We start from the raw sequence: 13492 nt of genomic DNA on the forward strand, positions 1-13492 counted from the left end.
CACGGACCTGTCGTCAAGGAGAGCGACCCGCATGCGCATTGTCCCACCGCTGATCGGCCTGCTGCTGAGCCTGGCCACCCTGCCTGCCCTGGCCGGAGCGCGCCCCGCCGAAGTGCCCCAGTTGTTGCAAAGCCCGGATGAGCTGGCCCGCCTGGTCATCAGCCGCGACCGCGACGCACCCAACGCCTGCAACGTGGAGGTTCGCCTGGGGGAACAGGTGCTGGTGCCAGTGCCGCTGGGCGAGTCGATCACCCTGGAGCTACCACCGGGCGAACACAGCGTGCTGCTGAACATCGAGCCAGGCGGCTATTGCGCCGACATTGCCCTGAGCAACAGCCAGTCGATCCTCATCGAACCGGCCAGTACCCGTTATTTCCAACTGGTGTACCAGGACGACGCACTGTTTCTCGCGCCACAGGACTGAGGTTCACAGTTCCAGCGGGTACGGAGCACGCAAGGCGCGGCCGTAGCCCTCGACGAACTCGGGCGGCATGCGCTTGGGCCTGCCCGAGGACAATTCGATGCAGACGAAGGTGGTCTTGGCCCGCAGCAGCGTGACCCCGTCCGCCGGACGCACCAGCTGGAATTGCCGGTCCATTTTCAGGCGCTGGTCGGATTCGACGATCCAGGTGCCCATCTGCAGGGTCTGGTCTTCGTAGGCCGCCGCCAGGTAGTCGATTTCGTGACGGACCACGGCCATGGCCCGGTCCAGCCGACGGTATTCGGTCAGGTCCAGGCCCAGGAACTGGGAATGACGCCAGGCACAGCGCTCCAGCCAACTGACGTAGACCGCATTGTTGGCATGCCCCAGGCCGTCGATATCCTCGGCAGTGACGCTGATATCGATCACGAACGGATCGGCTAGGTCCCAACTCATGCAGGCAAACTCCAGTCTGGCGACCGGCTGCGGGTATCGCGTTCGGTCAACGGGGATAAGGGCGGAGCGCGCTTCGACCAGCCCGCTCGCCGGACCATTCTAGGCGCTATCGCGGTCAGGCTCTACGGCCGCGCGCGAGCGCAAGCCATGGCGAGATGCCAGCAAGCTCTCGCCGATTCGCGCCCAGTCGCGTAATAATGCGCAACAACTTCGCCTTCTATCGAGAGCCTTTTGCGCTTGATTGCCGTTCTCCGCGCGCTGTTGCTGCTGTTGATGATGATGCCTGCGCTCAGCCAGGCAGACGTCATGCCCCTGCCCGCAACGGCACAATCCCTGCTGCCCGGCCCCTACATGGATGTCTGGGAAGACGCCGTGGGGAACGCGCGCATCGAAGACGTGCGTGACCTGCCGGACAGCGCCTGGCAGCCCGTGGCCCGCCGCGACGCCAGCTTCGGCTATGGCGGCAAGGCCTACTGGCTGCGCCTGACCCTGTACAACCCGGAAGACCGGGCCATGGACTGGATCCTGCTCGTGGCCAACCCCCTGCTCGATCAGCTGGAGGCCTACGGTCTGCAGGCCGACCGGGTGTTCCAGGCCGGTGACCAGTACCCGTTCGACAACCGCTGGATCGAACACCGGCAGCTGGCCCTGCCTCTGACCCTGGCCGCCGGCGAACAGCGCCAGCTGATCCTGCGCATGCAGACCGACGGCTCGGCCAACCTCAGCGCCAGCCTGATGACCCGGGAGCGCTTCCACCACGACGAGCAGCGGGCGCTGCTGCTGCAGGGCCTGTTCTTCGGCGCCCTGGCCGCCATGTTCATCTACAACCTGTCGATCTTCCTGATCACCCGGGACCGCAACTACCTGTGGTACAGCCTGTTCGTCGCCAGCTACAGCCTCTACCAGTTCATCCAGCTCGGCTTCGCCCTGCAGTGGCTGTGGCCGAATGCGCTGGCGTGGCACCAGTTGAGCTTCCCGCTGAGCTCGGCGGTGGCCACCCTGTTCGGCATCGTGTTCACCTATGGGTTTCTCGAACTCCGGCAAGGCCCGCCGTTCGCCCGATGGGCCACGGGACTGCTGGTGGCCTGCACCCTGCTGGTCATCCTGCTGGCGCTGGCAGGTCCCTACAGCGTGGCGCTGATCGGCAGCTTCGTGCTGGTGATCGCCTGCGCCGTGCTCGCCTGCCTGTTCACCCTGCTGCGCTGGCGCGACGGCTACCAGCCCGCCAAGCTGTTCGCCCTCGGCTGGTTCGTACTGATCACCGCCAGCCTGTTCAGCATCCTGAGCGGTACCGGTGTGCTGCCCTACTCCCAGTACACCCTGCACGCGCAGCAGGTCGGCGGCCTGATCGAAATGGTGGTGTTCTCCATCGCCCTGGCGGCACGTATCCGCCAGATCCAGCGCGAGCACCAGCAGGCCCACGACCGCCTGTACACCAATGAACACCAGCTGCGCCTGGAGCAGGCCAGGACCCTGGACCTGCAGAAACAGATCAACAGCGGCCTGGAAATCCGCGTCAAGGAGCGCACCGCCGCCCTCGAGTACGCGCTGAGCGAACTCTCCACCGCCAACAACAAGCTCTCCGAGAGCAACCGCCGCGATGGCCTGACCGGCCTGTACAACCGCCAGGCCTTCAACGACGCATTCAGCCGTGCCTTCGCCCAGGCCGAGCGCAGCCAGCGCCCGCTGGCCGTACTGATGATGGACCTGGACTACTTCAAGCAGGTCAATGACCAATACGGCCATGCCGCCGGCGATGCCTCCCTGCAACACGCGGCCGACCGCCTGCAGCAACGCCTGCGCGAAAGCGACATCCTGGCGCGCTATGGCGGCGAGGAATTCGTGGCCGTGCTCTGCGACACCGACCTGGCCGGCGCCCACGACCTGGCCAGGCACCTGTGCGCCGATCTGGTGGACGCCCCCTGCCCGTTCGAGGATCAACGCATCGAACTGAGCCTGAGCATCGGCATCAGCGCCGGCACGCCAGGGCCCGAGCTCACGGCAGAACGTCTGCTGCGCCAGGCGGACCAGGCCCTGTACCGAGCCAAGCACGCCGGGCGCAACCGAGTGGACTGTTACGAAGCGACCGCCCTCGACGACGCCTGATGCACCTCGCCCAGCAACTGCAGGATCGCCGCCTCCAGGCGTGGGTCGGCCAGTACCCGTTGGTGGCCGCCTGACGCCAGCAACAACAGACGGCTGTCGAACCAGGCCTCGTGGATCACCTGGGCTTCGCTGGCCGGTACCACGGGGTCGTCCGCGGCATGGACGACCAACCCCGGCACATCCAGCTGGTAGCGGTGCACGTCGAGCTGCCGCGCCGGGATTCCAGCCCGCTCCTCGACCAGCCGCACGAAATGCGCACCGGCCTCGGTCGGCAGCCCGGCATGGCGGGCAAAACGCCGCAACACGGTGCTGATGCGGCTCGGCGCGGCAATGCTCACCAGGGCATCGGTACGCAGGCCCATCTGCAACGCCAGCATCGCGCTGGCCCCGCCCATCGAATGGCCGATCACGGCACGCAACGGCGGCAACTCACCGGCGGCTTCGAGCAGTGCCCGGGCGAACAGCACCACATTCGCCTCCCGACCCGGCGAACGCCCATGCGCCGGCGCGTCCAGGGCCACCACACCATAGCCGGCCCGCACCAACGCGCGAATCAGCCCGGCGAACTGGGTCGGGCGCCCTTCCCAGCCGTGCATCAGCAGCACCGCCGGGCCACTGCCCCAGCGCAGCGCCGACAGGCCGAAGCGCAAGGTGATGCGCTCGGACTCCGCCAGCAGCGGCAATTCCCAGTCCCGTGGCGGCAACTCCCGTGGCGTCATGAAGGCGCGCCGCAGCTTGCTGGCCACCGCCTGTGGCGCCACCCGGCCGACGGCCGCATTGAAACCCCGAACCCACGTCATGTTGTTCATCAGCCGTCTCCTCAGACAATCGCCGCCTTGGCGGCTCGCAAGACCCGGTCGGACAGCTCGCTCGGGCCAAGCGCCCGGGCCAGCGCCACCCCGCCCACCATCAACGCCATGTCAGCCAGCACCTCGGAGGCGTCCTCCGGCGTCGCTGACAGGTGTGCCACCATCAATTCCACGTGTTCGGCCAGGGCCTGGCGAAACGCCTCGGGCAACCGGGCAATCTCCCCCACCGTGCTCGGCAGCGGGCAACCGTCGTCCGGGGTGTCGCGGTGCTTGCGCGACAGGTAGAACGCCGCCAGCAGCGCGCGCTTCTGGGCGGCCGGCAGATCGCTGTCGACCTGCGCCAACAGGCTGCGCCGGTGGCCGAGCAGCTGCCGGAACGCCTCCAGCATCAAGGCGTCCTTGCTGTCGAAATGGGCATAGAAGCCACCGACCGTCAGCCCGGCCGCGCCCATCACCTCACCGACACCGGGCTCCACCGGCCCACGCTGGAGCAAGGCAGCAGAGGCTGCCCTCAGGATGCGTTCGCGGGTTCTGGCCTTCTTCTCGCTCATGTCGACCTCCATTAGATTACAGTCACAATATTACGACTGTAATTTAATTAGGCAAGCGTTGATCGCGGCCATCGGTCGGTCAGGGAAAAATTCAGGAGGCTGAAAAACAAAAGGGCCATTCCGTAGAATGACCCTTAAAAAGCCCGCATAGCGGGTAAACTGGCGTCCCCTAGGGGACTCGAACCCCTGTTACCGCCGTGAAAGGGCGGTGTCCTAGGCCACTAGACGAAGGGGACGAAACCTTCGAAGAACAAGGCCAGCACCTGGCTGGTCTGTCGTGGAATTGGTGGAGCTAGACGGGATCGAACCGTCGACCTCTTGCATGCCATGCAAGCGCTCTCCCAGCTGAGCTATAGCCCCGGATTTAACGTCTCTCGACACGCATCGCCGAAGCAATGCGGCTGGAAATAGTGGCGTCCCCTAGGGGACTCGAACCCCTGTTACCGCCGTGAAAGGGCGGTGTCCTAGGCCACTAGACGAAGGGGACGCAAAAACCCTTCAAACGCAGCTGACATCAAGTCAACTGTGGCAAGCCTTTCGGCTTTGAGATTGGTGGAGCTAGACGGGATCGAACCGTCGACCTCTTGCATGCCATGCAAGCGCTCTCCCAGCTGAGCTATAGCCCCATCTCAAGGACGGGGCGCATGTTAAGTGCGCCCCTGGGCACTGTCAACAAAATTTTAACGCTCGAGCAGTTTTTTTTAGCTGACAGAACAATCACTTACCTGATTGCCGGGGAGATTGCCCTCGCCCTCCCCGACAGAAGGCCGGTCAGGCGATCGCTGCCAGCAGCTTTTCCCACTCCTTGTTTTCCTTCTTCGACACGCCACCGAGCAGCTCGATGGCCTGGCGCAGGCGGAAACGGGTGAGATCCGGACCGAGGATTTCCATGGCATCGAGCACCGACACGGAACTGGCCTGGCCGGTAATCGCGGCGAACATCAGCGGCATCGCATCGCGCAGCTTCAGTTCCAGGTGTTCCACCACCGACTGGATGCTGGCGGTGATGCGGTCCTTTTCCCACTGGCGCAGCGCTTCCAGCTTCCACAGGATCAGTTGCATGACCTGGCGTACCTGGTCGGCGGACAGTTTCTTGTGCTCGAACAGGCTCGCATCAGGGGTCACGCCGCCAGCGAAGAAGAAACTGGCCAGGGGCGCGATCTGGCTGAAGGTTTCCACCCGGCCCTGCACGTGCGGTGCGATGCGCATCAGGTAGTCGCTGTTGAACGCCCACTTCTGCGCACCGGCGGCGAATTCCTCGACGCTCAGCTCACGCATCCACTGGCCGTTGAGCCAGGACAGCTTCTCCAGGTCGAAGATCGGTCCGCCCAGGGAGACACGCTGGATGTCGAAGTGCTCGACCATCTCGTCCAGGGTGAACTTCTCGCGCTCGTCCGGCATCGACCAACCCATGCGGCCGAGGTAGTTGAGCATGGCCTGGGGCAGGAACCCCATGCGCTCGTAAAAGGTGATCGAGGTCGGGTTCTTGCGCTTGGACAGCTTGCTCTTGTCCGGGTTACGCAGCAGCGGCATGTAGCACAGCTGCGGCTTCTCCCAACCGAAGTACTCGTAGAGCAGGATCAGCTTGGGCGCCGACGGCAGCCACTCCTCGCCCCGCAGGACGTGGGTGATGCCCATCAGGTGGTCATCGACCACGTTGGCCAGGAAGTAGGTCGGCAGGCCATCGGTCTTCATCAGGACCTGCATGTCCATGCGATCCCACGGAATTTCCACCTCGCCGCGCAGCATGTCCGGCACCACGCAGACGCCCTCGGTCGGCACCTTCATGCGCACCACGTTGGGCTCGCCGGCCGCCAGGCGACGCTGCACCTCATCGGCCGCCAGGTGCATGCAGTGCCCGTCATAACGCGGGGTCTGCTTGGCTTCGGTCTGTTCGGCGCGCAGCTTGTCGAGGCGCTCGGCACTGCAGAAGCAATGGAAGGCATGGCCCTTGTCCACCAGCTCGGCGGTGTACTGCTTGTAGATGTGGCCGCGCTCGCTCTGCCGGTACGGACCGTGGGGGCCCCCGACGTCCGGCCCTTCGCTCCACTCGATGCCCAGCCAGCGCAGGGCGTCGAAAATCTGCTGCTCCGACTCGCGGGTCGAGCGCACCTGGTCGGTGTCTTCGATGCGCAGGATGAATTCACCACCGTGCTGGCGAGCGAAGCACAGGTTGAACAGCGCGATGTAGGCGGTGCCTACGTGCGGGTCGCCAGTGGGGGATGGCGCGATACGGGTACGAACGGTGGTCATGAAAGTTCTCGGCGAAGTGAAGCGAAAAAACGGTGTCGGCCCTGCGGCAAGCGGCCCCTGGGGGGCACCTCTGAAAACGTAGGCGAGGCAGTCAGCGCAAGCCTGTTTTTAACGCTGCGATGACAAAGTAGGTAGTTTTTAGAGGTGCTCCATGGGCGGTGATGTTACCAGCCCGACCATATCGGGCTCCAGCAGCCGACCGTCCTGGAACGGCAGACTCTGCATGAGGAAATCCAGAAAGGTTTTCACCTTCATGGCCTGGAAGCGCCGGGACGGATACACCGCGTACAACTCCCCGGCCGGCAGCCGGACCTCGGGCAGCAGCTCCACCAGACGCCCCTCCTGCACCGCCCGTTCGCAGAGCATGATCGGCAGCCCGGCGATCCCGGCGCCAGCGAGCACCGCCTCGCGGGCAAAGGTGATGTTGTTGCACGCCATCACCCGCTGGCAGTTGATGTTCTCGTCGATCAGCGGCCAGTAGCGCAGGCCGTCCTGGGGCAGCAGCACGGCGCGGTGCCCGGCCAGGTCTTCCACACTCCGCGGGCGGCCGTGCTGGCGCAGGTACTCGGGACTGGCATAGAAGCGCCGGCCGCTGCCGAACAGCTTGCGGGCGATCAGCGTGGAGTCCTGGGGCTGGCCCACCAGAATGACGATGTCCATACCCTCCTCCACCGGATCGACATGGCGCGAGGTCAACTCGACCTCGGCGGTGATCTGCGGGTACAGCCGCATGAAGTCACCCAGCACACGCCCGAGGAAGAGCTGGCCGAACTCGATGGGCGCGGAAATGCGCAACAGCCCGGACGGCTCCTGCTGCAACTGCATCACCGCCTGCTCGGCCTCGGCGAAGTCCAGCATGATCTGCCGACAGCGCTCGTAGTAAGCCTGCCCCACTTCGGTCAAGCGCAACTTGCGGGTGGTGCGGTTGAGCAGCCGCACACCCAGGCGTTCCTCCAGCAACGCAATTCGCCGGCTCACCGTGGATTTCTGCATCCCCAGCCCCTGGGCCGCCAGGGTAAAGCTGTGGCACTCGACCACGCGGGTGAAGATCAACGCATCATCCAGACCCATCATTGTTCCTCACAAGCAACAAAGTTTCTGAAGTCTACCGGCTACTATGGATAAAGGAACACTGATAAATTTTCTTACACTTTTACCCTGACTCGCTGAGCGACCATGCCTGCCCAACTGCAACGCCGCCTGTTCATCTTTCTGACCCTCCTCTGCCTCATCGCCGCCGCGCTGATCGGCCACTGGCTGCTGGTCGGGCGCTACCTGCAGAGCACCGACAACGCCTACGTCCAGGGCGAGATCACGCGCCTCTCCAGCCAGCTCGGCGCCCGGGTCGACAAGGTCCTGGTGAAGGACAACCAGCACGTCGAACAGGGTGAGCTGCTGCTGACCCTGGAACGCGCCGATTTCGAACTGGCGCAGCAGCGCGCCCTGGCCACCCTGGCTACCCGCGAAGCGGAACTGGTCCAGGCCCGCAGCGCCCTCGACCAGCAGGCCAGCCTGATCGCCGCCAGCCAGGCCGATGTCTCGGCCAGCCAGGCCACCCTGGGCCGCACCCAGATCGACCTGTCCCGCGCCCAGACCCTGCGCAAGCCCGGCTTCGTCTCGGAAGAGCGCGTCACCACCCTGGCCGCCGACAGCCGCATCGCCCGCTCCCAGGTGGCCAAGGCCGAAGCCGACCTGCAGGCCCAGCGCCAGCAGATCAGCACCCTGCAAGCCGAGATCAAGCGCCTCGAGGCCCAGATCACCAGCGCCCGCAGCGATGTGGCCCAGGCCGAGCTGAACCTGGAACGTACCCAGATCCATGCGCCCATCAGCGGCTTCGTCGGCCAGCGCGCCGCGCGCAACGGCCAGTTCGTCCAGGCTGGCGCTTACCTGCTGTCGCTGGTCCCGGACCAGGACATCTGGATCCAGGCCAATTTCAAGGAAACCCAGATCGGCCAGATGCGCCCCGGGCAAACGGCCGAGCTGCTCTTCGACAGCTTCCCCGACAGCCCCATCGAAGGGCGGGTCGAGAGTCTGTTCGCGGCGTCCGGCGCGCAGTTCAGCCTGTTGCCGCCGGACAACGCCACGGGCAACTTCACCAAGGTGGTGCAGCGCATCCCGGTGAAACTGACCTTCGCCGCGGATAACCCGCTCAAGGGCTTGATCCGCCCCGGCATGTCGGTAGAGGTCACGGTCGACATCCAGGCCGACCCGCACCATGGCGGGTGATACCCTGATCCGCCCCACCGGGGAGCCCAGCCGGCGCGACTGGATCGCGGTGATGAGCGCCATGCTCGGCGCCTTCATGGCGGTGCTGGATATCCAGATCACCAACTCCTCGCTCAAGGACATCCAGGGCGCGCTGTCGGCCACCCTGGAGGAAGGCTCGTGGATCTCCACGTCCTACCTGGTCGCCGAGATCATCATGATTCCGCTGACCGCCTGGCTGGTGCAGCTGCTGTCGGCGCGGCGCCTGGCGGTGTGGGTCTCGGTAGGTTTCCTGTTCGCCTCCCTGCTCTGTTCCATGGCCTGGAGCCTGGAGAGCATGATCGTATTCCGCGCCCTGCAGGGTTTCACCGGCGGCGCGCTGATTCCCCTGGCCTTCACCCTCACCCTGATCAAGCTGCCGGAACACCACCGCGCCAAGGGCATGGCCCTGTTCGCCCTGACCGCCACCTTCGCCCCGTCGATCGGCCCGACCCTGGGCGGCTGGCTGACCGAGAACTTCGGCTGGGAATACATCTTCTACATCAACGTGCCGCCCGGCCTGCTGATGATCGCCGGCCTGCTCTACGGCCTGGAAAAGAAAGCCCCGCATTGGGAGCTGCTCAAGCGCACCGACTACGCCGGCATCGTCACCCTGGGCCTGGGCCTGGGCTGCCTGCAGGTGTTCCTCGAAGAAGGCCACCGCAAGGACTGGCTGGAGTCCAGCCTGATCGCCGGCCTCGGCAGCGTCGCGGCGATCAGCCTGGTGCTGTTCGTGATCCTGCAGCTGTCGCGCCCCAACCCGCTGATCAACCTGGGCGTGCTGCGCGAACGCAACTTCGGCCTGTCGAGCATTTCCAGCGTCGGCCTGGGCATGGGCCTGTACGGCTCGATCTACGTATTGCCGCTGTACTTGGCGCAGATCCAGGGTTACAACGCCCTGCAGATCGGCGAAGTGATCATGTGGATGGGCGTGCCGCAGCTGTTCCTCATTCCGCTGGTGCCGCTGATGATGAAGAAGGTCTCGCCCAAGTGGCTGTGCGCCGCCGGCTTCGGCCTGTTCGGCCTGGCCAGTTTTCTGTCCGGAGTACTCAACCCGGATTTCGCTGGCGAGCAGTTCAACCACATCCAGATCATCCGCGCCCTTGGCCAACCGTTGGTGATGGTGACCATCTCGCTGATCGCCACGGCCTACGTCATGCCCCAGGATGCAGGCTCGGCGTCCAGCCTGTTCAACATCCTGCGCAACCTCGGCGGCGCCATCGGCATCGCCCTGCTGGCGACCCTGCTCGACGCCCGCGCCAAGGTCTACTTCGACTACCTGCGCGAGGCCCTGGTGCCGAGCAATCCGCAGGTCGCCGAACGCCTGGCACTGCTCACCGAGAAGCTCGGCAGCGAGCAGGCGGCCCTGGCCAAGCTCAGCGAAATCACCCACCAGCAGGCGGCGATCATGGCCTACAATGACGCCTTCCATTGCATCGGCATCGCCCTTGGCATCAGCATGCTCGCCGTGCTGCTGACACGAAAGCTGCCGGCGGGTGCCACCGGTGGCGCCGCACACTGACTATCCCCCACGCGCCGCCCTGCGGCGCGTTCTCGTTCCAGGTCGTCCATGCCTTCCATTATCCCTCGCACCCTGCTGCTGATCGGTGCATTCGCCATCCTCTACATCGGCTGGGGCACCACCTACCTGGCCAACCACTTTCTGCTGCTGGAGCTGCCGCCCTTCGTCATCGGCAGCCTGCGCTTTTCCTTCGCCGGGTTGCTGGCGCTGATCGGCGTCATTGTCAGCGGCCAGTTGCGCATGCAACGCAGCGACTGGACCGGCGTGGTGATCGGCGCCCTGGCGCTGATCGCGGTCGGCCAGGGTGCTCTGATCTATGCCAACCAGTACCTGCCCACCGGCATGCTGGCGATGCTCTACACCACCCTGCCGCTGTGGAGCGTGGCGCTGGAATGGCTGCTCGGTGAACGGCCGCCTTTGTGGGTGTTGTGCGGGCTGGCCCTGGCCTGTGGCGGCATCGTCCTGCTGATGAACAACGGCCTGGGCAGTGCGGCGTCACCCGAACAATGGCTGGCGGGCTTGCTGGTGGTCCTGGCGACGCTGCTATGGGCGGTGGGCGCCTGGCTGCTGCGCCAGCGGCCGCCCTTCCGCTCGAGCTGGCTGGGGCTGAGCCTGCAGATGCTGATCGGCGCCCTGCTGCTGGCCCTGCTCGGCCTGTGGCACGGTGACTGGCAGGCGCTGGACCTGGCCGGCATGAGCGCCCAGGGGTGGCTGTGGCTGGCGTACCTGGTGCTGCCGGTGAGCCTCGGGGTCTATCCGGCGTATTTCTGGCTGCTGCGCGAAGTGCGCCCGAGCCTGGTGGCGACCTTTGCTTTCGTCAACCCGGTGGTGGCGCTGCTGCTGGGGTACCTGCTGCTGGGCGAACGCCTCAGCCTGCTGGCGATGCTGGCCTGTGGCGTGACCCTGGGCGGGGTGATGCTGATCATCTTCGGCAGGCGTTGAGCCGAACGCAGCGGCGTTCGCACAAAGGGCGTCGACTGCATTCAAGAGCTCAAAAGCTCGCGGCTGAAGCCCCAGTGCCTTGTGGGAGGGGCTTCAGCCACGACGGAGCGTCCAGTTCACGCCCTGATCACACCTGCAGCAACCGATCCCGCAGTTTCTGGATTTCGTCGCGCAGCTGCGCCGCGGCTTCGAATTCCAGGTCGCGGGCCAGCTGGTACATCTTCTCTTCGAGCTGGCGGATACGCTTGGTGATCTCGCTCGGCGAGCGCAGTTCGTTCTCGTAGCGCGCGCTTTCTTCCGCGGCCTTGGCCATGCCCTTGCGCTTGTTGCTGCGCGAGCCCGGCACGGTAGCGCCTTCGAGGATGTCCTGGACGTCCTTGAACACGCCCTTGGGCACGATGCCGTTGGCTTCGTTGAAGGCAATCTGCTTGTTGCGGCGCCGCTCGGTTTCGCCGATGGCGCGCTCCATCGAGCCGGTCATGCGATCGGCATAGAGGATCGCCCGGCCATTGAGGTTACGGGCCGCACGACCGATGGTCTGGATCAGCGAACGCTCGGAGCGCAGGAAACCTTCCTTGTCCGCATCGAGGATCGCCACCAGCGACACCTCCGGCATGTCCAGGCCCTCGCGCAGCAGGTTGATCCCCACCAGCACGTCGAAGGCGCCGATGCGCAGGTCGCGGATGATCTCGACCCGCTCCACGGTGTCGATGTCCGAGTGCAGGTAGCGCACCTTGACCCCGTGGTCGCCCAGGTAATCCGTCAAGTCCTCGGCCATGCGCTTGGTCAGGGTGGTGACCAGCACACGCTCTCCGAGCGCCACGCGCTTGTTGATCTCCGAGAGCAGGTCATCGACCTGGGTCAGCGCCGGGCGCACCTCGATCTGCGGGTCGACCAGGCCGGTCGGCCGCACCACCTGCTCGATGACCCGGCCCGCGTGCTGCTCTTCATACGGCCCGGGGGTCGCCGAGACGAAAATGGTCTGCGGGCTGGCCGCCTCCCACTCTTCGAAACGCATCGGCCGGTTGTCCAGCGCCGAGGGCAGGCGGAAGCCGTATTCCACCAGGGTTTCCTTGCGCGAACGGTCGCCCTTGTACATGGCGCCGACCTGGGGCACCGAGACGTGGGATTCGTCGATCACCAGCAGCGCCTGGTCCGGCAGGTAGTCGTACAGGGTCGGTGGCGGCTCGCCCGGGCCGCGCCCGGACAGGTAGCGGGAGTAGTTTTCGATGCCGTTGCAGTAACCCAGTTCGAGGATCATCTCCAGGTCGAAGCGGGTGCGCTGCTCCAGGCGCTGGGCTTCCACCAGCTTGTTGGCACTGCGCAGGTACTCCAGGCGCTCGGCCAGTTCGACCTTGATCCGGTCCACCGCCTCCAGCAGCGTTTCACGCGGGGTGACGTAGTGACTCTTGGGGTAGAAGGTGAAGCGCGGCAGCTTGCGGATCACCTCACCGGTCAGCGGATCGAACGCCGACAGGCTCTCCACCTCGTCGTCGAACAGCTCGACGCGAATGGCCTCCAGGTCGGATTCCGCCGGGAAGATGTCGATCACGTCGCCGCGCACCCGGAAGGTGGCGCGGGCGAAATCCATGTCGTTGCGGGTGTACTGCAGGTCGGCCAGGCGCCGCAGCAGCGCACGCTGGTCCATTTTGTCGCCGCGGTCGACGTGCAGCACCATCTTCAGGTACGACTCGGGGCTGCCCAGGCCGTAGATGCACGATACCGTGGTGACGATGATCGCATCGGGGCGTTCCAGCAGCGCCTTGGTCGCCGACAGCCGCATCTGCTCGATGTGATCGTTGATCGAGGCATCCTTCTCGATAAAGGTGTCGGACGACGGCACATAGGCTTCAGGCTGGTAGTAGTCGTAGTAAGAGACGAAGTACTCCACCGCGTTGTTGGGGAAGAAACTCTTGAACTCCCCATACAACTGCGCCGCCAGGGTCTTGTTCGGCGCCAGCACCAGGGTCGGCCGCTGCACCTGGGCGATCACGTTGGCGATGCTGAAGGTCTTGCCCGAGCCCGTGACGCCCAGCAGGGTCTGGTGCGCCAGACCGGCTTCCAGGCCTTCGACCATTTGCCGGATCGCCTCGGGCTGATCGCCGGCTGGCTGGAATCGGGTGACCAATTGAAAGGTGGACATGACTGACCTCGACAAACGGTTGTGACGCACCCGCAAAGACTACGT

Annotated in this window: 11 protein-coding genes and 4 tRNA genes; 5 read left to right on the top strand and 10 right to left on the bottom strand. The window is 65.2% G+C overall.

The features are described from left to right. The first annotated feature begins 31 nt into the window (after positions 1-31). The gene (locus N5C28_RS01865; RefSeq protein ID WP_279819461.1) at positions 32-424 is read left to right on the top strand and encodes a hypothetical protein; all 393 of its coding nucleotides are present in this window, start codon (positions 32-34) and stop codon (positions 422-424) included. 3 nt (positions 425-427) lie between these two features. Here N5C28_RS01865 and N5C28_RS01870 read toward each other — a convergent pair whose 3' ends face one another. After that, the gene (locus N5C28_RS01870; protein WP_279819464.1) at positions 428-877 is read right to left on the bottom strand and encodes a thioesterase family protein; all 450 of its coding nucleotides are present in this window, start codon (positions 875-877) and stop codon (positions 428-430) included. Between the two features lie 237 nt (positions 878-1114). Here N5C28_RS01870 and N5C28_RS01875 point away from each other — a divergent pair, with 237 nt between their 5' ends. Continuing rightward, a complete protein-coding gene (locus N5C28_RS01875; RefSeq protein ID WP_279819466.1) occupies positions 1115-2983 on the top strand; it encodes a sensor domain-containing diguanylate cyclase in 1869 nt (622 codons plus the stop codon). On the opposite strand, the gene N5C28_RS01880 is transcribed toward N5C28_RS01875, so the two are convergent. The 8 genes from N5C28_RS01880 to N5C28_RS01915 all read right to left on the bottom strand — a co-directional run bounded on the left by N5C28_RS01880 (position 2953) and on the right by N5C28_RS01915 (position 7667). Beyond that, complete coding sequence (locus N5C28_RS01880; protein ID WP_279819468.1) at positions 2953-3792, bottom strand: alpha/beta fold hydrolase; 840 nt, start codon at positions 3790-3792, stop codon at positions 2953-2955. The genes N5C28_RS01875 and N5C28_RS01880 overlap by 31 nt on opposite strands. An 11-nt stretch (positions 3793-3803) precedes the next feature. Continuing rightward, positions 3804-4343 (bottom strand): TetR/AcrR family transcriptional regulator, encoded by a 540-nt coding sequence (locus tag N5C28_RS01885; RefSeq protein WP_279819470.1) that lies wholly within the window; start codon positions 4341-4343, stop codon positions 3804-3806. Between the two features lie 160 nt (positions 4344-4503). Continuing rightward, positions 4504-4579: transfer RNA gene (locus N5C28_RS01890), tRNA-Glu, on the bottom strand. A 48-nt stretch (positions 4580-4627) separates the two neighbouring features. After that, a tRNA-Ala gene (locus N5C28_RS01895) sits at positions 4628-4703 on the bottom strand. Between the two features lie 51 nt (positions 4704-4754). Next, positions 4755-4830 (bottom strand) — tRNA-Glu (locus N5C28_RS01900). A gap of 63 nt (positions 4831-4893) precedes the next feature. Next, positions 4894-4969 (bottom strand) — tRNA-Ala (locus N5C28_RS01905). Between the two features lie 145 nt (positions 4970-5114). Continuing rightward, on the bottom strand, positions 5115-6596 hold the full coding sequence (gltX, locus tag N5C28_RS01910) for a glutamate--tRNA ligase (RefSeq protein ID WP_279819472.1): 1482 nt from the start codon (positions 6594-6596) through the stop codon (positions 5115-5117). 138 nt (positions 6597-6734) lie between these two features. Then, positions 6735-7667, bottom strand: a complete 933-nt coding sequence (locus tag N5C28_RS01915; protein WP_279819474.1) for a LysR family transcriptional regulator — start codon at positions 7665-7667, stop codon at positions 6735-6737. Positions 7668-7772: 105 nt separating this feature from the next. Here N5C28_RS01915 and N5C28_RS01920 point away from each other — a divergent pair, with 105 nt between their 5' ends. The 3 genes from N5C28_RS01920 to N5C28_RS01930 are packed head-to-tail and all read left to right on the top strand — an operon-like array spanning position 7773 to position 11304. Beyond that, positions 7773-8822 carry an HlyD family secretion protein gene (locus N5C28_RS01920; RefSeq protein WP_279819475.1) on the top strand — a complete coding sequence of 350 codons (1050 nt, stop codon included), beginning with the start codon at positions 7773-7775 and terminating at the stop codon, positions 8820-8822. A gap of 49 nt (positions 8823-8871) precedes the next feature. Then, positions 8872-10362 (top strand): MDR family MFS transporter, encoded by a 1491-nt coding sequence (locus N5C28_RS01925; RefSeq protein WP_279820316.1) that lies wholly within the window; start codon positions 8872-8874, stop codon positions 10360-10362. 48 nt (positions 10363-10410) lie between these two features. Next, positions 10411-11304, top strand: coding sequence for an EamA family transporter (locus N5C28_RS01930; protein ID WP_279819477.1), 894 nt, complete (start codon positions 10411-10413; stop codon positions 11302-11304). A 127-nt stretch (positions 11305-11431) separates the two neighbouring features. Here N5C28_RS01930 and uvrB read toward each other — a convergent pair whose 3' ends face one another. Next, positions 11432-13447, bottom strand: coding sequence for an excinuclease ABC subunit UvrB (uvrB, locus tag N5C28_RS01935; protein ID WP_279819479.1), 2016 nt, complete (start codon positions 13445-13447; stop codon positions 11432-11434). Between the last annotated feature and the right edge of the window lie 45 nt (positions 13448-13492).

Source organism: Pseudomonas sp. GD03944, from assembly GCF_029839275.1.
Classification (GTDB): Bacteria; Pseudomonadota; Gammaproteobacteria; order Pseudomonadales; family Pseudomonadaceae; genus Aquipseudomonas.

Bases quoted from the DNA above. Each gene is read 5' to 3' on its own strand.
- N5C28_RS01865 (WP_279819461.1), top strand. From the start codon at position 32: ATGCGCATTGTCCCACCGCTGATCGGCCTGCTGCTGAGCCTGGCCACC.
- N5C28_RS01915 (WP_279819474.1), bottom strand. From the start codon at position 7,667: ATGGGTCTGGATGATGCGTTGATCTTCACCCGCGTGGTCGAGTGCCAC.
- N5C28_RS01885 (WP_279819470.1), bottom strand. From the start codon at position 4,343: ATGAGCGAGAAGAAGGCCAGAACCCGCGAACGCATCCTGAGGGCAGCC.
- gltX (WP_279819472.1), bottom strand. From the start codon at position 6,596: ATGACCACCGTTCGTACCCGTATCGCGCCATCCCCCACTGGCGACCCG.
- uvrB (WP_279819479.1), bottom strand. From the start codon at position 13,447: ATGTCCACCTTTCAATTGGTCACCCGATTCCAGCCAGCCGGCGATCAG.
- N5C28_RS01880 (WP_279819468.1), bottom strand. From the start codon at position 3,792: ATGAACAACATGACGTGGGTTCGGGGTTTCAATGCGGCCGTCGGCCGG.
- N5C28_RS01870 (WP_279819464.1), bottom strand. From the start codon at position 877: ATGAGTTGGGACCTAGCCGATCCGTTCGTGATCGATATCAGCGTCACT.
- N5C28_RS01920 (WP_279819475.1), top strand. From the start codon at position 7,773: ATGCCTGCCCAACTGCAACGCCGCCTGTTCATCTTTCTGACCCTCCTC.
- N5C28_RS01930 (WP_279819477.1), top strand. From the start codon at position 10,411: ATGCCTTCCATTATCCCTCGCACCCTGCTGCTGATCGGTGCATTCGCC.